The sequence below is a fragment of the Zeimonas sediminis genome (assembly GCF_023721795.1).
Taxonomy (GTDB): domain Bacteria; phylum Pseudomonadota; class Gammaproteobacteria; order Burkholderiales; family Burkholderiaceae_E; genus Zeimonas; species Zeimonas sediminis.
This window is the reverse complement of sequence record NZ_JAMQYE010000001.1, coordinates 1,122,776-1,141,954: the sequence shown is the minus strand read 5'-3', so window position 1 is coordinate 1,141,954 and position 19,179 is coordinate 1,122,776. Positions and strand designations below refer to the sequence as shown.

25 protein-coding genes and 1 pseudogene are annotated in these 19,179 nt (G+C 70.4%); 17 read left to right on the top strand and 9 right to left on the bottom strand.

Going from position 1 to position 19,179, the window contains the following annotated elements; genetic code table 11:
- Positions 1–284: 284 nt before the first annotated feature.
- The 11 genes and pseudogenes from M6I34_RS05350 to M6I34_RS05300 all read left to right on the top strand — a co-directional run bounded on the left by M6I34_RS05350 (position 285) and on the right by M6I34_RS05300 (position 7,594).
- Positions 285–848, top strand: coding sequence for an NUDIX domain-containing protein (locus M6I34_RS05350; protein ID WP_272484667.1), 564 nt, complete (start codon positions 285–287; stop codon positions 846–848).
- 35 nt (positions 849–883) lie between these two features.
- A complete protein-coding gene (locus tag M6I34_RS05345; RefSeq protein ID WP_272484666.1) occupies positions 884–1,330 on the top strand; it encodes a type II toxin-antitoxin system RelE/ParE family toxin in 447 nt (148 codons plus the stop codon).
- Position 1,331: 1 nt separating this feature from the next.
- Positions 1,332–1,805: a helix-turn-helix domain-containing protein gene (locus M6I34_RS05340; protein ID WP_272484665.1), complete on the top strand. Its 474-nt coding sequence runs from the start codon at positions 1,332–1,334 to the stop codon at positions 1,803–1,805.
- Between the two features lie 78 nt (positions 1,806–1,883).
- Complete coding sequence (locus M6I34_RS05335) at positions 1,884–2,462, top strand: helix-turn-helix domain-containing protein (RefSeq protein ID WP_336254430.1); 579 nt, start codon at positions 1,884–1,886, stop codon at positions 2,460–2,462.
- A 16-nt stretch (positions 2,463–2,478) separates the two neighbouring features.
- Positions 2,479–2,577: pseudogene (locus tag M6I34_RS05330) on the top strand (hypothetical protein); the annotation flags it as partial.
- Between the two features lie 95 nt (positions 2,578–2,672).
- Positions 2,673–3,068 (top strand): MbcA/ParS/Xre antitoxin family protein, encoded by a 396-nt coding sequence (locus M6I34_RS05325; RefSeq protein ID WP_272484664.1) that lies wholly within the window; start codon positions 2,673–2,675, stop codon positions 3,066–3,068.
- Between the two features lie 50 nt (positions 3,069–3,118).
- Positions 3,119–3,844, top strand: a complete 726-nt coding sequence (locus M6I34_RS05320) for an RES family NAD+ phosphorylase (protein WP_272484663.1) — start codon at positions 3,119–3,121, stop codon at positions 3,842–3,844.
- A gap of 221 nt (positions 3,845–4,065) precedes the next feature.
- Positions 4,066–4,845: a GntR family transcriptional regulator gene (locus tag M6I34_RS05315; protein WP_272484662.1), complete on the top strand. Its 780-nt coding sequence runs from the start codon at positions 4,066–4,068 to the stop codon at positions 4,843–4,845.
- A 43-nt stretch (positions 4,846–4,888) separates the two neighbouring features.
- Positions 4,889–5,881 carry a Bug family tripartite tricarboxylate transporter substrate binding protein gene (locus M6I34_RS05310; protein ID WP_272484661.1) on the top strand — a complete coding sequence of 331 codons (993 nt, stop codon included), beginning with the start codon at positions 4,889–4,891 and terminating at the stop codon, positions 5,879–5,881.
- A 1-nt stretch (position 5,882) separates the two neighbouring features.
- Positions 5,883–7,115 (top strand): aconitase X catalytic domain-containing protein, encoded by a 1,233-nt coding sequence (locus M6I34_RS05305; protein WP_272484660.1) that lies wholly within the window; start codon positions 5,883–5,885, stop codon positions 7,113–7,115.
- A complete protein-coding gene (locus M6I34_RS05300) occupies positions 7,112–7,594 on the top strand; it encodes an aconitase X swivel domain-containing protein (RefSeq protein WP_272484659.1) in 483 nt (160 codons plus the stop codon). Before M6I34_RS05305 ends, M6I34_RS05300 begins: the two co-directional genes overlap by 4 nt.
- Here M6I34_RS05300 and M6I34_RS05295 read toward each other — a convergent pair.
- Positions 7,572–8,744: a hypothetical protein gene (locus tag M6I34_RS05295; protein ID WP_272484658.1), complete on the bottom strand. Its 1,173-nt coding sequence runs from the start codon at positions 8,742–8,744 to the stop codon at positions 7,572–7,574. The genes M6I34_RS05300 and M6I34_RS05295 overlap by 23 nt on opposite strands.
- Positions 8,745–8,792: 48 nt before the next feature.
- Here M6I34_RS05295 and M6I34_RS05290 point away from each other — a divergent pair, with 48 nt between their 5' ends.
- The 4 genes from M6I34_RS05290 to M6I34_RS05275 all read left to right on the top strand — a co-directional run bounded on the left by M6I34_RS05290 (position 8,793) and on the right by M6I34_RS05275 (position 11,431).
- The gene (locus M6I34_RS05290; RefSeq protein ID WP_272484657.1) at positions 8,793–9,932 is read left to right on the top strand and encodes a polysaccharide pyruvyl transferase family protein; all 1,140 of its coding nucleotides are present in this window, start codon (positions 8,793–8,795) and stop codon (positions 9,930–9,932) included.
- On the top strand, positions 9,925–10,275 hold the full coding sequence (locus M6I34_RS05285; RefSeq protein ID WP_272484656.1) for a VanZ family protein: 351 nt from the start codon (positions 9,925–9,927) through the stop codon (positions 10,273–10,275). The genes M6I34_RS05290 and M6I34_RS05285 overlap by 8 nt, the downstream gene beginning before the upstream one ends.
- Before the next feature lie 110 nt (positions 10,276–10,385).
- Complete coding sequence (locus M6I34_RS05280; protein ID WP_272484655.1) at positions 10,386–10,895, top strand: helix-turn-helix domain-containing protein; 510 nt, start codon at positions 10,386–10,388, stop codon at positions 10,893–10,895.
- Complete coding sequence (locus tag M6I34_RS05275) at positions 10,892–11,431, top strand: nucleotidyl transferase AbiEii/AbiGii toxin family protein (protein WP_272484654.1); 540 nt, start codon at positions 10,892–10,894, stop codon at positions 11,429–11,431. The genes M6I34_RS05280 and M6I34_RS05275 overlap by 4 nt, the downstream gene beginning before the upstream one ends.
- A gap of 21 nt (positions 11,432–11,452) precedes the next feature.
- Here M6I34_RS05275 and M6I34_RS05270 read toward each other — a convergent pair whose 3' ends face one another.
- The 7 genes from M6I34_RS05270 to M6I34_RS05240 form a co-directional block, all read right to left on the bottom strand.
- Positions 11,453–12,088, bottom strand: coding sequence for an isochorismatase family protein (locus M6I34_RS05270; protein WP_272484653.1), 636 nt, complete (start codon positions 12,086–12,088; stop codon positions 11,453–11,455).
- A 3-nt stretch (positions 12,089–12,091) separates the two neighbouring features.
- The gene (locus tag M6I34_RS05265) at positions 12,092–12,838 is read right to left on the bottom strand and encodes an SDR family oxidoreductase (protein WP_272484652.1); all 747 of its coding nucleotides are present in this window, start codon (positions 12,836–12,838) and stop codon (positions 12,092–12,094) included.
- Positions 12,835–13,275, bottom strand: coding sequence for a GlcG/HbpS family heme-binding protein (locus M6I34_RS05260; RefSeq protein WP_272484651.1), 441 nt, complete (start codon positions 13,273–13,275; stop codon positions 12,835–12,837). Before M6I34_RS05260 ends, M6I34_RS05265 begins: the two co-directional genes overlap by 4 nt.
- Before the next feature lie 35 nt (positions 13,276–13,310).
- Entirely contained in the window at positions 13,311–14,216 is a 906-nt protein-coding gene (locus M6I34_RS05255) for an NAD(P)-dependent oxidoreductase (RefSeq protein ID WP_272484650.1), read from the bottom strand.
- Positions 14,217–14,283: 67 nt separating this feature from the next.
- Complete coding sequence (locus M6I34_RS05250) at positions 14,284–15,600, bottom strand: TRAP transporter large permease (RefSeq protein WP_272484649.1); 1,317 nt, start codon at positions 15,598–15,600, stop codon at positions 14,284–14,286.
- Positions 15,600–16,118, bottom strand: coding sequence for a TRAP transporter small permease subunit (locus M6I34_RS05245; protein ID WP_272484648.1), 519 nt, complete (start codon positions 16,116–16,118; stop codon positions 15,600–15,602). Before M6I34_RS05245 ends, M6I34_RS05250 begins: the two co-directional genes overlap by 1 nt.
- A 70-nt stretch (positions 16,119–16,188) precedes the next feature.
- Complete coding sequence (locus M6I34_RS05240) at positions 16,189–17,256, bottom strand: C4-dicarboxylate TRAP transporter substrate-binding protein (protein ID WP_272484647.1); 1,068 nt, start codon at positions 17,254–17,256, stop codon at positions 16,189–16,191.
- A 180-nt stretch (positions 17,257–17,436) separates the two neighbouring features.
- On the opposite strand from M6I34_RS05240, the gene M6I34_RS05235 reads away from it, so the two are divergent.
- Together M6I34_RS05235 and M6I34_RS05230 are read left to right on the top strand one after the other, a co-directional pair.
- Positions 17,437–18,090 carry a GntR family transcriptional regulator gene (locus M6I34_RS05235; RefSeq protein ID WP_272484646.1) on the top strand — a complete coding sequence of 218 codons (654 nt, stop codon included), beginning with the start codon at positions 17,437–17,439 and terminating at the stop codon, positions 18,088–18,090.
- A 134-nt stretch (positions 18,091–18,224) separates the two neighbouring features.
- Positions 18,225–18,773: a C40 family peptidase gene (locus tag M6I34_RS05230; protein WP_272484645.1), complete on the top strand. Its 549-nt coding sequence runs from the start codon at positions 18,225–18,227 to the stop codon at positions 18,771–18,773.
- A 9-nt stretch (positions 18,774–18,782) separates the two neighbouring features.
- On the opposite strand, the gene vapC is transcribed toward M6I34_RS05230, so the two are convergent.
- A complete protein-coding gene (vapC, locus tag M6I34_RS05225) occupies positions 18,783–19,178 on the bottom strand; it encodes a type II toxin-antitoxin system tRNA(fMet)-specific endonuclease VapC (RefSeq protein ID WP_272484644.1) in 396 nt (131 codons plus the stop codon).
- Between the last annotated feature and the right edge of the window lies 1 nt (position 19,179).

Here is a 19,179-nt window from a genome sequence, read left to right as displayed (position 1 = left end):
CATACCAAGCGCTCTGCTACAACGCCGTCAGTAAAGCGTTGGCGGAACGGTTCATCAAGGCCATAGAGAACGCCGTTGCACTTGCATCCGAGTTCCCGGCGATGGGTGCGAAGTACGAGTACGGCACGCGGCGCTAACACCCGTGCGATTTCCCTTCTCCATCGTCCATCTGGAACGTCGAGACGAAATCTACGTGCTCGCCCTGGCGCCGTTTGCCCGGAAGCCCGGCTACTGGCGGAATCGCCGTGCCGACGACTGACTGCAGTGGCGTTGAAGGTCTTCGGATGCTTCTTCCCAAGGCCGAGTTCCGCCATGCGGTGGCCGCGCTGCCGCTGGTGTCGATCGACCTGTGCGTCACCGACCCCCGGGGCCGCCTGCTGCTGGGCCTGCGCCGAAACGCGCCGGCGCGCGGCTGGTGGTTTACGCCGGGCGGGCGCATCCGCAAGAACGAGTCGCTGGCGCTGGCGCTGCAGCGGGTGGCGCGCCACGAGCTGGGCGTGCCGGCCGAGACTGCCGAGGGCTGGGTGGCGCGAGCGCGCCTGATGGGCGCCTGGGACCACTTCTACGACGACAGCGCCTTCGATCCTGCGGTGTCCACGCACTACGTGAACCTGCCGCGCTGGCTGACGCTCGGGAACGATGAGGTAGCAGCGCTTAGGCTCGAGGCGGACGACCAGCACTCGGCGTGGCCCTGGGCGACGGTGGGCGAGGCGGCGGCGGATGCGACGGCGCATCCGTACGTGCGGGTGTATGCGGAGTGGGTCGGGCGGGAGCTGGCCGAGGGCGGCGCGGGTCGGGTCCTCGTCTGCAGGGGTGAGACTTCCTGCAATGGCCGCGATCGCGAGTAATCATGTAAAAATGATATCATCTAAACCTGATATTCATGATGGTTGGCCGTGACAGGAAGAGCGCTGGAAGCGCTGGAACGCCGTCTGCCTGGGAGGTGATCTTCCACGACGAGTTCGTCGGCGAGTTCGACGCCCTCGATGAGGAAGTCCAGGACGAACTGCTGGCCGCGGCCCAGGCAGTCGAACTGGCGGGGCCGAAAGCCGGCAGGCCGCACGTGGATACGTTGAAGGGCTCCCGGCATGCGAACATGAAGGAGTTGAGATTCACGGCTAAGGACGGTGTGGAGACCTGGCGCGCGGCGTTCGCGTTCGATGTCGACAGAAGGGCGTGCCTCCTCGTTGCCGGCGCCAAGCAGGGCAAGAACGAGCAGGCTTTCTACAGGCGTTTGATCCGGAAGGCGGATCGCCGGTTCGATGCCCATCTCGCGTCGATCCGGGATGCCTGCGAGCCACGCGATGCGGATCTCGGGAGGAAGAAGTGAAATGCCTGAAAAGCTGAAAGATGTGATGGCGCGTCTGGCTCCGGAGCGGCGCGCGAAGGTGGCCGCAAGGGCTCGCGAACTGGCTGACGAGATGATCGCTCACGCCGACGGATTGGCGGCGGCCCGCAGGGCGCACAAGAAGACTCAGGAAGAGATCGCCAACACCCTGCACATACGGCAGAACGCGGTCGCTCAACTGGAGAAGCGATCCGACCTGCTCATCTCCACCCTCCGGAAGTACGTTGGGGCGATGGGGGGGGAATTGGAGTTGGTGATCCGGATGGCGAACGGCTCCTCGATGGTGCTCGAGAACATCGGGGAGTTGTCGAGGCCTGAGCCCCTGCTGCCCGGTGCTTCGATGGCACGGAAAGCAGGCAGGGCGACAGGGGGGGCGGCGTCGGATGCGCTGCGTGCTAAGCCCGCGGGGGGGCGGCCGAAGAAAAAGCGGGGGGTGCGGGAGACGCGACCGAGTTGACCTTCCGCGCAGGACGGCGAGAGCGGCGCGGGGCGGTCGGGGTAGGCCGTTTGGGCGATTGTCGGCGCTCTCGGGCGCATGGCTCGGGCACAGGTCTTCGCGCCTGGGCATTCGGCGGCGAGTCATCCATCGCGTATAGCCCGAAGAGGTGCTGTTGGTGTCGGTGACGCCCTACGACGACAGGAGAAAGCGATGAAGGGGTTTCGGCCGGCCAGGCGGCGAATGGATGTTTCGGTCGGAGAGTCCGTCCGCGTGATGCGGGAGCTTCAGGGCATGAGCCAGAACCAGCTGGCTGAGGCCAGCGGCATCTCGCAGGCCACCATCTCTGGCATCGAGAACGACCGTGTGCGGCTCGGCGTGGAGCGCGCCCGCGTTCTGGCAGTTGCGCTCGATTGCCATCCTGGTGTCCTGCTGTTCCCGGGCTGGGAGCTGCCGCAGCGGCGGCGCCAGAATCTCGACGACGACCTGAAGGCCGCGTTTCGGGTGGAAGCGGCCCTGCGCGGACACTCGATGGAGGAGGAAGCGCGTCGCGTCCTTCGCCCGGGGCTGTCGCGAAGGGGCGGCGAGCAGGGGCTCGGCCGCCGGATCCACGAGCGGTTTTCCGCGGCGGGCGGGGTCGACCTGCCCGAGCCCGATCGCAGTGCGCCGCCGCGCTGAGCCTGCGATTGCACCACCAACGCGCCGAGCGCTGGAGATGATCGAGGTGCAGTCGGGGTCCTACCTGGGCGAGGACGACATCGTGCGCTTCGAGGATGCGTACGGGAGGGGGTAGGGTCTCCGACCCCTCGGTTTATCGAAACGCAAGTTGTTTCGATCGAAACGCAGTGGTATCCTGTCCCTCGATCGAATTCCACGCGAGGCTCCACCATGTCGGCCGTCATCGAGCGCGAGAAGTTCGCCGCGCAGGACCGCGGCGCGCTGGCCCGAATGGTGATGACGCTGCTCGACCACTGGCAGCTGGGCACCGAGGACCAGGCGGCGCTGCTGGGCCTCGCCGCCAGCAATCGGGCCGCGCTGGCGCGTTATCGGAAGGGCGAGCCGATCGGCGCCAGCCGCGACCAGTACGAGCGGGTCGGCCATCTGCTGGGCATCCACAAGAACCTGCGCCTGCTGTTTCCGCAGAACCGTGATCTGGCCTATCGCTGGATGACGACCCGGAACAAGGCCTTCGACAACCTCACGCCGGTCGAGCTGATCAGGGAGTGGGGCTTCGCCGGGCTGCTCGCGGTGCGCGCGTACCTGGATCGGGCGCGCGGCGTTTGACCGTGCCCGCTGCGTCTGATCGCGCGCGCGACACCTGACCTGCCCGCCCGATGAATTCGCTCTTCGCCGGGCTCGCGCTGATCGACGTTCGGCGCGACGTGATGCGGAACATCGTGTCGCTGCGCGAGTCGCAGGATCTCTTCGACGACCTGACCGACGACCCGGCCGAGTGGCTGCTCGCGCAGCGGGTGGAGGACGAGGTCAAGCCGCCGCTTTACCGATCCCCGACGCCGGTCATCGACCGCCCCTTCGAGGATGCCGCCTGGTTCAACGCGATCGGCTGGCCGTTCCGGCATTGGCAGGCCAGCCGCTTCTCGGACGGCTCCTTCGGGGTCTGGTACGGCTCCGATTCGGTCGAGACCACGGTGCACGAGTCCGCGTATCACTGGTATCGCGGGCTGCTCTGCGACGCGGGCTTCGAGCGCGAGGCGGTGGTCGCCGAGCGCAAGGTTTACCGGGTGCATTGCGCCGCGGCGCTGCTGGACCTCCGGCAGGCTGCGTCGGAATCCCCCGACCTGCTGCACCCCACCGATTACGCCTTTCCGCAATCGGTGGGGGCGCGCATCCATCGCGAGGGGCACCCCGGCTTGCTGATCCAGTCCGTTCGAAGGCCGGCGGGCGAGAACGTGGCGGTGTTCAACCCCGGCGTGCTGTCGAACCCGCGGCTGGCTTGCCAGCTCGGTTATCGCCTCGATGGCGAGCGGATCGTCGTGGAGAAGCAGGCGGGGAAGGCGTGGATCAGGCTGGATGTGAGGGGATTCGGCCCGGTCGGCTGAAGCCGGCGGCATCTCCCGGGCCGCGATCTCCGGCATCGAGAACGATCGGGTGCGACGCGGGGTGGAGCGCGCGCGGCGCCTGGCCCTGGCCGGCCCGAGTCACGGCTCGTGATATAACGTCATAAAACGTCCTATCACCACGAGGCTCCATGGCGCGCGCAGCCGGCTCACGAAGCGCATCGAAGTCCGCAGGCCGGGCCGCCAAGGCGGCGCCGACCGCCTTGTCGCGCCTTGCGGCCGAGCCGCTCTACCAGCAGCTGGCCTCGCAGCTCGCGCAGCGCATCGCGTCGGGCGAGCTCGCGCCGGGCAGCCGCCTGCCGACCGAGCCCGAGCTGATGGCCGAGCACGGGGTGAGCCGCATCACGGTGCGGCAGGCCATTGCGCTGCTGGTCCGCAACGGGCAGGTGATCACGCGCCGGGGCAAGGGCACCTTCGTGAGCGCCCCGATGATGCGCCACGACCTGGGCGCCTTGCGCGGCTTCTACGACGCGCTGCGCGAGCAGGGGCTGGAGCCGCAGACCGAGCTGCTGGAGTTCTCGCCCTCGGCCGGCCGGGCCGATCCGGCCCTGCCCGAGGGGCTCGACCTGCCGGTGCGCCTGCGGCGCCTGTACTCGCTCGACGGCCAGCCCTTCGCGGTGGTCGAGGCCTGGCTGCCGGCCGGCGCCGCGTCGCTGGGCGCCGGGCGGGCCGAGCGCCTGACCGTGTACGAGATCATCGAGCGCTTCCTCGGCGAGCGGGTGGCTGCCGCCGACGTGGCGATCCGCTGCGAGGCGGCGCCGCCGCGCATCGCCGCGGCGCTGCGGCTGCCCAGGGGCAGCGCGGTGCTCCGGATGGAGCGCAGGTCCGCCACGCTGGCGGGCCGGGTGCTCGAGTTCATGCGCATCCACATCGTTCCCGAGCGCTACGAGTTCCGCCTGCGGGTTCCCGGGCCGCTCGAGATCGCCAACTCGGTCAGGCAGTCGGGCGTTGCCGGTGGCGCCCCCCGGCGCGAGCCTGGCTGACCCTGCGCCCACGACCGTCGAACACGACCACGAGGAGACCATGATGACCGCGACCGATCGAGACCTTCGCCGCCGCCTGCTGGCGGCAGCAGTGCTGACCGCCCTCGGGGCGGGCGCCGCGGGCGCCGCGCTCGCCCAGTCCTTCCCCGATCGGCCGCTGCGGCTGGTCGTGCCCTTCCCGCCGGGCGGCCCCACCGACATCGTCGGGCGTCCGCTCGCGCAGCTGCTCGGCGAGGCGCTGGGCCAGCCGGTGGTCGTGGACAACCGGGGCGGGGCCGGCGGGTCGATCGGCGCCGACGCGGTGGCCAAGGCCGCGCCCGACGGCTACACGCTGCTGATGGGCACCGTGGGCACCAACGCGATCAACGGCGCGCTGTACACCAAGCTGCCGCACGACCCGGTGCGCGACTTCACCCCGATCGCGCTGGTCGCCAGCGCGCCGGTAGCCGTGGTGGTGAACCCCGCCGCGCCGATCGGCTCGATCAAGGACCTGATCGACCAGGCCCGCGCCAAGCCGGGCAGCGTGAGCTTCGGCTCGGCCGGCAACGGCACGCCGGGCCACCTGACCGGCGTGATGTTCGCGTCGGCGGCGGGCGTGTCGCTGCAGCACGTGCCCTACAAGGGCAGCGCGCCGGCGATCACCGACCTGCTGGGCAACCAGATCCCGATGATGTTCGACCCGCTGCAGTCGGTGATCCAGCACGTTCGCTCCGGCAAGCTGCGCGCGCTGGCGATCAGCGGCAAGACCCGCTCGCCGGTGCTGGCCGACGTGCCCACGCTCGACGAGGCGGGCGTGAAGGACTTCGAGTCCACCGCGTGGTGGGGCGTGTTCGCGCCGGCCGGGCTGCCGGCCGACGTCGCCGCGAAGCTGCGCGAGGCGGTCGCGAAGGTGGTCACCTCGGCGGCCTACAAGGAGAAGCTGGGCAACCTGGGCGTGGAGCCGTCGAAGGACCCGGGCTCGCTGGCCGAGTTCCAGAAGCGCGAAGTGGCGAAATGGGGGAAGGCGGTCCGCGATTCGGGCGCCACGGTGAACTGACATGCGATTGAACGACGAAGAGAAGGCGATCCTCGCCGGCGAGCTCGGCGAGGTGCCCCGCATCGCGCTGGCGCATCAGCTGAAGGTGGGCGAGTTCTTCGGCGCCGAGGATTTCGTGCCGGTGACCCAGGCCCACATCATGGCCGACACCGAGAGCCTGGGCGAGGCCGGCGTGCAGTGGCTCGAGGGCCTGGCCGCCGCCACGGACGGCAGCGGCAAGGTGCGGATCCCCACCATCACCGATCCGCGCGGCACCGACTTCAGCAAGGCGAAGCAGCTGCGCCAGGCCGACTGGATGCTCGCGCTGGAGCGGCGGGCGATCGACGCCTTCGTGAAGCTCGGCGTGGCGATGACCGACACCTGCATCAACTACCAGACGGTGCTGGCGGCCACCCGCGGCGAGCACGTGGCCTTCGGCGACACCGGCGTGGTCATCTACTCGAACTCGGTGTGCGGCGCGCGCTCGAACTTCGAGGGCGGGCCGTCGGCGCTGTCGGCCGGGATCACCGGCCGCACGCCGCGCTACGGCTACCACCTGGACGGGCACCGGCAGGCCACCCTGCGGGTGCGCGTGGACTGGACGCCCGACACGCTGAACGACTGGGGCGCGCTGGGCGGGGTGATCGGCCGGCTGGCCGGCAACTACTGGGCCGTTCCGGTCATCGAGGGCATCGACCGGCCGCCCGGCTCGGACGAGCTCAAGCACTTCGGGGCGGCCATGGCCAGCTTCGGGTCGATCGCGCTGTTCCACATCGTCGGCATCACGCCGGAGGCCTCGCGCCTGTCCGATGTCGGCGGCGACAAGCTCGACGCGCACCGGGTGGGCCGCGACCAGGTGAAGGCGCTGCAGCAGTCGTACGCGGTCGACAAGGAAGTGGACGTCGTCGTGTTCTCGGCGCCGCAGCTGAGCCTGTACGAGCTGCGCGCGCTGGCCGATCTGTGCGACGGCCGCGCGTTCAAGCGGCCGCTGCTGGCGGTGACCAGCCCGCAGGTCAAGCCGGATGCCGACCGCTTCGGCTACACGGCGCGGATCGAGTCGGCCGGCGGCACCGTGTTCGCGGGCATGTGCTTCTACCAGTCGTACGCGCGCGAGATCGCCGACGCGAACGGCTGGAAGCGGCTCGCCACGAACAGCGCGAAGATGGTCAACATCCTCGGCGGCTACGGCTACGTGCCGATGCTGGCCTCGATGGAGCAGTGCGTGGAAGCGGCCGAGACAGGGAGACTCGAATGAGCGCGGACAAGAACAGGGCGGCGCCGGCCGCGCCGGTCACCTTCCAGCCCAAGCCGCCGCGCGGGCCCGACGCCAGCGGGCGCGTGTTCACGGCGCGCCACGCGATGGGCGCGAGGGTGAAGGGCGAGGCGCTGGTGGCCAACGACGGCTTCTCGGCGCGTTACGACCTCGACAGGATCGCCGGGATCTTTTCGCGGCCGGCCCACAAGCTGGCGGGCCAGTCCTACGTGGGCCGCGTCCTGGTGCTGGACACCGCCAAGGGCGGCGTGGCGAGCGCGTGGATGCTCCACGAGATGCGCTCGCGCGGCAAGGTGCCGCTCGCGCTGGTGTTCAACAGCGTGAACCCGATCCTCGCGCAGGGCGCCGCGCTGGGCGACATCACGATGCTGGCCGGCTTCGACGAGGACGTCACCGCCGCGATCCCCAGCGGGTCGGAGGTGGAGATCGATCCGGAGGCTAAGACGCTGCGGGTGCTTTGAGGCGCGCGCGAACCGGCCTCAGCAGCGCGCTCGCCCGCGCCCGGTTGAGCAGCCGGTTCTTCGCGATCGCCAGGCGCAGCCATCGCGTCCACGCGTCGTTCACGCCGCGCCGGCTCGCCACGTCGGCGATCTCCTGCAGCAGCGCCACCTGCACCGCGTTGCGCGCGCCGATCCCGAGCACCTGGCGGGCGGTGGGGCGCCCCGGCAGCGAGGGCGGCAGCTCCGCGCCCACGGCCAGGAAGTTGAGCTTGGTGCGCAGGCACTTCTCGCAGACGCCGCAGTTGCGCCCGGTCATCGGGCCGGCCCAGCAGATCCGCAGGCCTTCCACGCCTTCCTTCCACCCGGTCAGGTACCCGACCTTCTCGGTGCGCGTGTATTCGCCGCCGTCGTAGGTCAGGCGGAACCGGTTGGAGCCGAGCATCGCGATGCTGATCGGGTTGCCGCCCCAGGGGATGACGAGCCGGGAGTAGTCCTCGCCCGAGCCGAGCAGGCCGGTGGCCGCCGTCTCCTGCCAGTGCCGCAGCACGCTGGAGATGCCGGCGCCGAACTCCATTTCCCAGTTGACCGGGAACTCTCGCTTCCAGTTGGTGCGCACGGTGGCCAGCGGCACGCCCAGCGAGGCCAGCGAGGCGGCGGCCGCGCGCCGGGCCACCTCGAAGGCCTCGGGCTTGTCGAGCGGGATGTCCATGCCGTGGATCATCACCGCGGCGGCCACCCGGCGGCTGCGCCGGCCGGCGTCGCCCCGCACGTGGCGCAGCAGCGTGAACGAGCCGTCCACTCCGCCCGAGAAGGCCGCCACCGCCAGCGGCCGGGCGGCCTCCGGCGCGTGGTCCTGCGCCACCTCCTCGGCCGCGCTCACGTCGACGCGCCGGTACAGGTCTGGCCGCCACAGCGCCCAGCTGGCCACGAAGTCCTCGAGGTTCTCGAGCAGCGAGCGCGACACCGGGCCGTCCACCCGCAGCGCGGCGCCCTGGCTCATCGCGAAGTTCACCAGCGCGGTGGCCGCGACGTCGTGCAGGGCCAGCGGGGCGGGCAGGGTCTCGTCCGGGCCTTCGATCTCCCACCAGATGCTGCGGCCGGCGAAGTCGGCGCGGCGGGTCACCCGGCCGGCTTGCCGGGTCTCGGACAGTCTCGCGACGATCGTTTCCATGGCGGCGCTCCGGGGTCGCTCTCGCGGGCGAGCGTATCATCGGCGCCGATGCTCGACACGCTCAAATCGCGCGTTCCGCTGCCGCTCAAGCAGTGGCCCCGGACGCGCTTCGGATCCGAGGACTTCCCGCTGCCCGACGGGCCCCGGGCGCTGGTCTTCCTGGCCGCCGACTACGGCAACATCGGCGACATCGCGATCACCGTGGCGCAGGCGCGCTTCCTGGCGCGCTTCGCCGGCGGCCGGCAGGTGGTGCAGGTGCCGCTCGACCGCACGCTGCGCGTGGTGCGCGCGATCCGCCGCCAGCTGCGGCCCGACGACCTGGTCACGGTGGTGGGCGGCGGCAACATGGGCTCGCTGTACCCGGACATCGAGGCGCTGCGCCAGCTGGCGATCCGCGTGTTTCCGGGCAACCCGGTGATCTGCTTCCCGCAGTCGCTCGACTGGGACGACACCGTGGCCTCGCAGCGCGCGCTCGCGCGGATCGCCCGCAGCTACCCGCGCCACCGGCGGCTGTCGCTGTTCGCGCGCGAGTCGGCCAGCTTCGCGAAGCTGGGCGAGCTTTTCGGGCCGGGCGGCCGCGTGCGCCTGGCGCTGGTGCCCGACATCGTGTTCAGCCTGTCGCCGGCCGACCTGGGCGTGGCGCCGGCCGCCGCGCGCGCCGGCATCCTGGCCTGCCTGCGCCAGGACAAGGAGCGGCGGGTGTCCGACGCCCAGGGCGAGCGGATCCGCGAACTGCTGGCCGGCGCGGGCGAGCCGGTGAACTTCACCGACACGCACGTGCCGCTGTCGGGTCTGGACGAGGCGCAGGCGCTGGCGCTGCTGCAGGACAAGCTGCGCGAGTTCGTGGCCGCCCGGCTGGTGGTCACCGACCGGCTGCACGGCATGATCTTCGCGGCGATATCGGGCACGCCCTGCGTGGCGCTGCCCAACGCCACCCACAAGGTCACCCAGACCTGGCGCGACTGGCTGCAGGCGTATCCGGGCGTGGCGCTGGTGCAGCCCGGCGACGAGGCCGCGCTGCGCGAGGCGATCGAGCGGCTGCTGGCGCTCGATCCGGCCGCGCTGCCCGCGCGGCCGGTGGACGATGCTGCCTTCGCGGCGCTGGCCGAGGCGGTGGCCGTGCCGGTGACGGGCGGGCCGGGAGCAGGCGCGCCGGAGCCGGCCGGGCTGGAGGCGGGCGGTGGCTGAGCTCGCCCGCCGCTGGCTCAAGGCACTGTTCGCCGCCGCCGTGGCCGGCGTGCTGGTGTTCGCGCTGTGGCCGGTGGAGGAGCTGCCGCCGCTGCAGACCGGCTGGGACAAGGCCGACCACCTGGCCGCCTTCGCCGCGCTGGCCATGCTGGGCTTCGCGGCCTGGCCCGAGCGCCGCCTGCGGGTGGTGGCCTGGCTGCTGGTGCTGGGCGCTGCGATCGAGCTGCTGCAGGGGCTGACCGGCTACCGGACCATGGACTGGCGCGACTTCGTGGCCGACGGGCTGGGGGTGGTGCTGGGCTGGGGGCTGCGGACGGCGATGCTCGGGAAGGCGGCGCGCTAGCGCGGCGTTACCGTGCTTGGAGGCCCGGCAGGGCGAGGCCAGGCCGTTGATTCATTGGGTGGGCTAGAAAACCGTTTCCCGTTATTGACAAAACGACCGAGTTGTCAATAATGGGAAACATCATGCCTGCCCGATCACCCTTGTCTGCCTCCGATGCGAGCGAAGCGAGCGCCAGGCTCGCGGCGCTCGGCCGGGGAATCCGCGCGCGCCGGAAGGCGCTGGGCATCAGCGCCACCGCGGTGGCCGAGGCGGCGGGCATGTCGCGTGTCACGCTGCATCGTATCGAAAGCGGCCAGCCCTCGGTCACGATGGGCGCCTACCTGAGCGCGATCTCTGCCCTGGGCCTGGATCTGCGGCTCGAGTCTCCGGGTGACGGTAGCGAGGAGGCGACGAAGGTTCGCGAGGGCTGGATACCCGCACGTGTGCGGCTGTCCAGCTATCCACAGCTCGAGCGCCTTGCCTGGCAGGTCCACGGCACCGACGAGCTCACCCCCGTCGAAGCGCTCGGCATCTACGAGCGCAACTGGCGCCATCTGGACTTCGAGGCCATGGAGCCCGCCGAGCGGCAGCTGATCGATGCGCTCCGCCTGGGCTTGGGGGCGTTGCGAAGCGATGTTTGAACGACCGCATCACCAGCGGATCGCGAGGGTGCTGCAGTCGCTCGACGGTACGTTGCTGCGCGAGAACCATTTTCTCGCAGCCGCGCGAGGTTCGAGCCGATCAGTACGGAATCCGCACCATGCTTCGGCTCGAGGACGAGGCGATCAAGTTCGAGATCGTCCTCGAGGGGCGAATCGAGCTGTCCGCGCCCTCGTTGGAGGACCAGGTCTGCGGCATCGCCACGTTGACACCGCTCGACATGGCAGCCAGCAAGCTGCTCGCCAACTCGGATCGCTGGGGCGACGACGGCGTCTTCGGTCGTGACCTGATCGACCTTGCGATGATGCGCTTGCCCCTGGCGCTCTTGCGCCAGGCCGTGGAGAAGGCCAGCCGGGCGTATGGCGACGCGATCCTCGCGGACCTCGAAAAGGCGATCGACCGGATGCAGGCGCGTCGGGGCTGGCTGGAGCGCTGCATGCAGGCCATGGCAATGACCGTGCCCCGGGCGCTGGTGTGGCAGAACGTTCGGGCGCTTCGGCGAGTGCTGCCCCGCTGAAGCCCTCGGGCGATGAGGGGCTCAGCCCTTCGCGGGGCGTTCCAGCGCGGCCAGGATCGCCAGCATCTCGCCCAGCCCCACCACCTCGCCGTACTTGCTGTGCATGTCGATCAGGTTGCTCTCGTGCTGCGCGGGCGAGCGGTCGGCCACGCAGTCGCGCACCACGAAGGGCGGGTAGCCGTGCTGAAGCGCGTCGACCACGCTTGCGCGCACGCAGCCGCTGGTGGTGCAGCCGGCCACGACCAGCATGTCGCAGCGGGCGGCGGCCAGCATCGTGGCCAGCGGCGTGCCGAAGAAGGCCGAGGCCTGGGTCTTGGTGATGACCGCGTCGTCGGGCGCGTGGCCCAGCCGCGGGTCGAGCTCGCAGGCCGGCGTGCCGCGGATCAGCGTGTCGAGCGCGCTGCACTTGTCGATCCAGCGGCCCACGTCCGAAAGGTTCGGCGCGTAGCCGATCACCGTGAAGATCACCGGGCCCAGGCCGCGGAAGGCGCGGATCAGCTCGGCCGTCGCGGTCACCTCCGCCGGGCAGTCCGAGGCCAGCGGGCTCAGCGCCGGCTCGGTGAAGCCGCGCTGGAAGTCCACGACCAGCAGGGCGGGGCGGCTGCCCGGCTTCAGGCTGCGGTCGAAGCCGCCGCGGAGGTTGAACGGGTCTTTCACCGCTCAGCGCGCCCCCGAAACGTCCACCAGCGCGCCGCTCACGTACGAAGACTGAGGCCCTGCCAGCCACAGGATCGTCTCGGCCACTTCCTCGGCCGAGCCGGCGCGGCCCATCGGCACGCCGCTCATAAGCCGCGTGAGGCGATCGGGCGCGCCGGCGGCCGCGTGCAGCTCGGTGTCGATCAGGCCCGGGCGCACCGCGTTCACCCGGATGCCCTCGGCGCCCACCTCGCGCGACAGGCCGATCGTGAAGGTGTCGGTGGCGCCCTTGCTGGCCGCGTAGTGCACCCATTCGCCGCCGCCGCCCAGCGGCGCGGCGCGCGAGGACACGTTGACGATCGCGCCGCCCTTGCCGCCGCGCGCGGTCGACATCCGGCGGATTGCCTCGCGGGCGGCCAGGAAGTAGCCGGTCACGTTCAGCTCGAACACCGCGCGCAGCGTGTCGGCGTCGATGTCGGCCACCTTGCGGATCGGGCCGGTGGTGCCGGCGTTGTTGACCAGCGCGTCGGGCGGGCCGAACTCGGCGTCGCAAGCGGCGAACAGGGCCTTCACGCCCTCGTCGGTGGCCATGTCGGCCTGCACCGCCAGCACGCGGCGGCCAGTGGCCCTGCCGGCCGCGGCCACCTCGTTGGCGCGGGCGGTGTTGCCGGCGTAGCTGAAGCACACGTCGTATCCGTGGCTGGCGGCCAGCACCACGGTGGCCGCGCCGATACCTCGGCTGCCGCCGGTCACGATCATCACCTTGTTCATCGCTTGTCTCCCGTGTCCGCGATCAGGCCCTGCGATTCCACGCCGTCGATCAGGCAGATCTCGTCGTTTTCCGAAGTGTCGCCGCTGATGCCGATCGAGCCGACGATCTCGCCGGCCGCGTTGCGGATCAGCGCGCCGCCGGGCACCGGCACCATGCGGCCGTCGGACATCGCGTTCAGCGCGGTGAAGAAGGCCGGCATCTTCTCGGCGCGGCGGGCGAGTTCGCGGCCGCCGAAGCCCATGCCCAGCGCGCCCCAGGCCTTGCCCATGGCGATGTCGGGGCGCAGCAGGCTGGAGCCGTCGCCGCGCTTGAGCACCTTGATGTGGCCGCCGGCGTCGAGCACGCACACGGTCAGCGGCTGGAAGTTCATTTCGCGGCCCTTGGCCAGCGCGCGATCGGCGATGGCGTCGGCCTTGTCGAGAGGCAGGGAATTCATCGGGCTGTTTCCTCGAAGTGGAGTTCGGTGTTCGGTCAGGCCTTGCGTTCCAGCCGCGCCATCTCGGCCAGCACCGCGCAGACGGCAGCGGTGTCCTGCTCGCCGCGCCCCTGCGCCATGGCCGCAGTGTAGATCGGCGCCGACGCGTTCAGCAGCGGGGTGGGGCAGTCGAGCGCGGTCGCGAACTCGGAGATGATCTTCATGTCCTTCTGCCAGATGCCGACCTTCATCGTGGCCGGCTCGTAGCGGTCGGCCACCATCTGCGGGCCGCGCACGGTGAACATCCGCGAGCCGCCGGCGCCGTCGCCGATCACGCGGTAGATCGCCTCGGGGTCCAGCCCCGCCTTCATGCCGAGCACGAAGGCCTCGGCCGCGGCCACGTTGTGGATCGCCACCAGCAGGTTGGCGACGAACTTCATCTTGCTGCCGTTGCCGAAGGCGCCCAGGTCGTGGGTCGCGCGGGCGAAGCCGTCGAACACCGGCCGGCACCGCTCGATCGCGGCGCTGTCGCCGCTGGCGTAGACGAGCAGGTCCTTCGTGACGGCCTGCGCGCCGGTGCCGCTCAGCGGGCAGTCGAGCATGGTGACCTGCGGCGCGGCGGCGGCGGCCAGCCGCTCCTTGTCGGCGATCGGCAGCGTGCTGGCCTCGATCAGCACCAGACCGTCGCGCTGCGCGGCGAGCAGGCCCTGCGGGCCAGTGACCACGTCGTCGAGCGCCTGAACGCTGGGCAGCACGCTGACGACGATGCCGACGGCGCGCGCCACCGCGGTCGGCGAATCGGCGGGCCGGCCGCCGGCTTGCTCGAAGGCGCGCATCCGCTCGGGCGCGACGTCGAAGCCGACCACCTCGAAGCCGGCGGCGATCAGGTTGGCGGACATCGCGCTGCCCATGATGCCGAGGCCGATCATGCCGACGCCGGCGGGGCGTGTGGAGTCGTTCATCGTGTGTGCGTCGTGGGGTTGGAGGGACGTCGTGCGGTCGAGGGTCTGCCGGGCGCCGGCGCCCGATTCAGAGCACCGATGGCAGCCAGGTGCTGATCGACGGGAACGCGATCAGCAGCACCAGCGCGACCACCAGCAGCGCGGTGAAAGGCAGCGAGCCCGCGAAGATCTCTTCGAGCGAGGCCGAGTCGCCGAGCGCCGACTGCATCGCGAAGGCGACCATGCCGAAGGGCGGCGTGAGCAGGCCGATCTCGATCGCCACGATGCTGACCATGCCGAACCAGATCGGGTCGTAGCCGAGCTTCACGATGACCGGGAACATGATCGGGATCGTGAGCAGCAGGATCGACACCGAGTCGATGATCATGCCGAGCAGCAGGAACACCAGCACGAAGGCCAGCACGATCACGATCGGCGCCACTGGCAGGGCGGCCGCCCATTCGCTGAGGCTCGAGGCCAGGCCCGAGATCGTGAGCATGCGGCTGTACATCTGCGCCGCGATCAGCAGCAGGAAGATGCTCGCGGTCGAGCGGCCGATTTCCGACAGCACTTCGATGCTCGAGCTGCGGTTCACCTTGCCCGCCACCAGGGCGAGCACCAGCGCGCCGGCCGCGCCGATCGCGCCGGCCTCGGTGGGCGTGAAGAAGCCGCCGTACAGGCCGCCCAGCACCAGCGCGATCAGCAGGATAACGCCCCAGGGGCGGATCGCGGCCTTCACGATCTCGGCGAGGCCGGGCTTGGCCCCGGCGCTGTCGAAGTCGCCGGCCACGCCCGGAGAGAACCGGGCCCTTAGCCAGATACCCAGCGACAGCAGCGCGGCCACCAGCAGGCCCGGCCCCACGCCCGCGGCGAACAGCTTGCCGATCGACTGTTCGGTCAGCACGCCGTAGACGATCATCAGGATCGAAGGCGGGATCAGCATGCCGAGGATCGCGCTGCCGGCCACGATGCCGAAGGCGAACTTGCGCTCGTAGCGCAGCCTGAGCATCTCGGGGATGGCCAGCTTCGAGAACACGGCGGCAGAGGCGACCGACACGCCGGTGATCGCGGCGAAGATCGCGTTGGCGATCACGGTGGCCACGCCCAGGCCGCCGCGCAGGCGGCCGAAGATCACGTGCGCCGAGCTGAACAGGTCGCGGGTGGCGCCGGAGAGATTCGCGAGGATGCCCATCAGCACGAACAGCGGGATCACTGCGAACACGTAGTCCATCACCGCCTGGTAGGCGGTCGTGTTGAGCAGGCTGATCGCCACGTTCGGCTTGCCGGTGATCGCCCAGATGCCGATCACGCTGAGCAGCGCCAGCGACACGCCGATGTGCACGCCGATCAGCACCAGCAGGAACACGCCGGCGACGGTGAGCAGCGCGATGGTGATCGGGTCCATCAGGCCTTCTCCCCGGGCTGTCCGAAGGGCTTGCCGCGCAGGTGCCCGGCGAGCATGACCAGGAACTGCAGCGCAGTCAGCGCCGCGCCGAGCACCACCAGGCTGCGGATCGGGTAGGTGGGCACGCGGACCGGGTCCTCGCCCTCGAACTCGCCGACCTTCCAGGCCTCGATCATCTGGTCCCACCCGGAGTACACGATCAGCGCGAAGATCGCCACGCCGAGCAGGCAGCTCAGCACCTCGACCGCGCGCTGCGCGCCGGCCGGCATGCGGTCGAGCAGGATCGTGGAGCGCAGGTGGGCGCCGATCTTCAGCGTGTGCGGCATCATGCACCAGACCAGGCCCACCACCGAGATCTTCACGATCTCGGGCACGCCGAACAGCGGCGAGTCGAAGAAGGCGCGCCCGATCACGTCGGCGGTGATCAGCAGCATGATCAGCACCACCCACACGGCGCCCAGCAGGTTCAGCGCCGACAGCAGTCGGTGGAAGATCGCCAGTCCGGCGTTGGCTTTCATGTCGGCGTTCCCGGTGAATGAAAAGCCCCTCGGGGCGCTTGCCGCGAGGGGCGGGGCCCGGCGAGGGGCTTCAGTTCACTTTCCAGTCGCGCGGCATCTTCACGCCGGCTTCCTTCAGGGCCTTGATGTACTCGGCGATCGCCTTGCCGGGCTGGCCGGCCTTGTTGATCTCGGCGGTGCGCTCGTTCGGGATGTCGGGCAGCGCGTTCGCCCACTTGACCTTCTCTTCTTCGCTGAGCGAGCGCACGTTGGCGCCGGCCGCCTTCATCGTCTCGACGCTGCGCTTGCCCTTGTCGAGCGCCATCTGCGTCTGCACGGTCGTGAACTCCTTGCCCACCTCGAGCATGATGTCCTGCACCGGCTTGGGCAGCTTGCGCCAGGTGTCCTTGTTGATCGCGAGGACCACGTTCGGGATCGCGCCGAAGTCGGTGAAGGTGTAGTTCTTCGCGACCTCGTGCAGCTTGAAGCCCACGGTGGCGTCGGGGAACATCACCCAGCCCTCGTACACGCCGGTCTGGAAGGAGGTGTAGGCCTCGTTCAGGTTCGACTGCACCGGCACAGCGCCCACGGCCTTGAGCCACGGGATGTTCGGGCCGGCGGCCGCGATCTTCTTGCCCTTGAGCTCGCCGACCTGGTCCCAGGCGAAGGTGGTGACCAGGTTGTAGTTGCCCACGCTGCCCACGCCCAGGAAGACCTGGTTGTACTTGGTCTCGAGGATCTTCTTCAGCTCGGGCACGTTGTCGTAGACCTGGCGCGCGGCCTTGGCGGCGACCATCGGATCGGGGCTGCCGAAGGGCACGAAGTAAGGGAAGTTGTGCGCCATCAGCTTGGCCGGCTCGAAGGCCACGTGCAGGTCGGCGATGTCGACCAGTCCGCTCTCGACCGCCTCGAGGCACTCGCCGAGCTTGCAGACCGAGCCGCCGTAGGCGTTGATCCACTCGATCTTGTGGCCGGTCTTCTCGGCGACCCGCTTGCTGACCTCGGGCGCGAAGAAGTCGCGCATCGCGGTGATCCACACGGCGGCGTCGGCCGGGTGGCCGGCGCCGATGGTCAGGCGGAAGGTGTCCGCCATGGCGCTGTTCGATGCCGCGGCGCCGATCAGGCTGGCGGCGATGATTCCGAGGACTCGCTTCTTCACTGGTTCTCCCCCAAACACGTGGATTGACTGCCGGACCTCGACTGCCGCGCGCATGCGCGGCAGGGCGGGCACGGCCGACCGGCGCTCATCCTTGTTGCGGATGTCGCGCCGGGTGCTATAAATTCACCATATATTTATACACCCCATTCCCCCAGCCTGTCATCTCGCGGCGCCTCAGACGTGATCACTCCTGCTGCCATGACCGGGATCGGCGCCGAAGTCTGCCGCCAGCTCGAGCACGACATCGCGAGCGGAAAGCTGCCGCCCGGCACCCGGCTCGACGTGAAGGCGGTCGCCGAGCGCTTCGGCGTGTCGCGCACGCCGGCGCGCGAGGCCTTGCTGCAGCTCGCCACCGCAGGGCTGATCGACTTCCAGCCGCGCCGCGGCGCGGTGGTCGTGATGCTCGATCCGCGCGAGGTGATGGGCATGGTCGAGGTTCTCGTGGTGCTGGAGGCGCAGGCCGCGCAGCTTGCGGCCCGGCGCATCGGCGACGAGCAGCGCGAGGCGCTGCAGGCCGCGCACGCCAGCGGGGAAGCGGCTGCCGGCTCGGGCGATTCCGCGGCCTATGCGGAAGCGAATCTGCGGCTGCACGACGTGATCTACCGCGCCGCGGCCAACGACTACCTGCATCGGCAGATCGTGCACCTGAGGGGGCGGCTGGCCTTCCACCGGCCGCTGGCGCTGGCCCGGCCCGAGCGGATGCGCGCCTCGAACGCCGATCACGCGCTGATCGTCGATGCGATCCTGCGGGGCGACGAGGAGGCGGCCCGCGCGGCGATGACGAACCACATTACCGTGGGCGGCACCACGCAGGCCGAGCTGCTGGTGCGCTGAGGGCGCGATCGGCAGGGGCGGGCTTGCCGAAGCGAGGGATTGCCCAGCGCCCGATCGCCGGGGGCTGGATTCGAGCCGGCAGCTTTGCTTAGACTCCGGGGTGCTGCGCATGGAGCCCGGGAGGACGCCCAGGCATGAACGACCCTGAGTTCGAATCGGCCCGGCGATCGCGCCGCGCCAGTCTCGCCCTGATCGGCGCGCTCGGCGCGTCGCTGCTGTCCGCCTGCGCCTCCCGCTCGCCGGGCGGCCCGGGCGCCGATGGCCGCGGATTCTTCGACGGTCCCGCCGCCGACGTGGCGGGCGACCTGCCCGACGCGCTCGCCCGCGAAGCCGCCTTCCTGGCGCTCAGCCTGGTCGACACCCCTTACCGCTACGGCGGCAACACGCCCGAGGGCGGCTTCGACTGCAGCGGGCTGATCGTCTACGTGTTCCGCGAGGCGGCCAGCCACCCGATGCCGCGCACCGTGGCGCAGATCGCGCGCGCCGGCCAGCCGGTGCGCTATCGCACGATCCGCACCGGCGACATCGTGCTGTTCGACACTGCGGGGCCGTTCACGCACGCGGGAATCTACGTGGGCAGCGGCCGCTTCGTGCACGCGCCGTCTTCCGGCGGGGTGGTGCGGCTCGACGGCGTGCACGCGCGCTACTGGCGGCCGCGCTTCTCCGGGATCCGGCGGGTCTGACGCCTGCGCTCAGACCCAGTTCTCGAGCCGCAGTCCTGGAACGCGGCGGAACTCGATGTCGTTGGCCACCAGGATCAGCCCCTGCGCGCGGGCGTGGCCGGCGATCATCGAGTCGTAGGGGCCGATCGGCTTGCCGGCGCGCGCCAGTTCCGCCCTGATCTGGCCGAAGTGCAGGGCTGCCTTCTCGTCGAAGGCGGCCACTTCGAGGCGGGCGATCAGCCCCTCGATGTCCTTCAGGTTGCGCTCGGGCTGGGCCGACTTCTCGGCCCCGAAGACCAGCTCGCCCAGCGTGACGCTGGAGATGCACATCTGGCCGTCGTGCTGCTTGAAGCGCTCGCGCACCGCTGCCGGGCGGTTTCGGATCGTGTAGATCACCGTGTTCGTGTCGAGCATGTACTTGAGCATG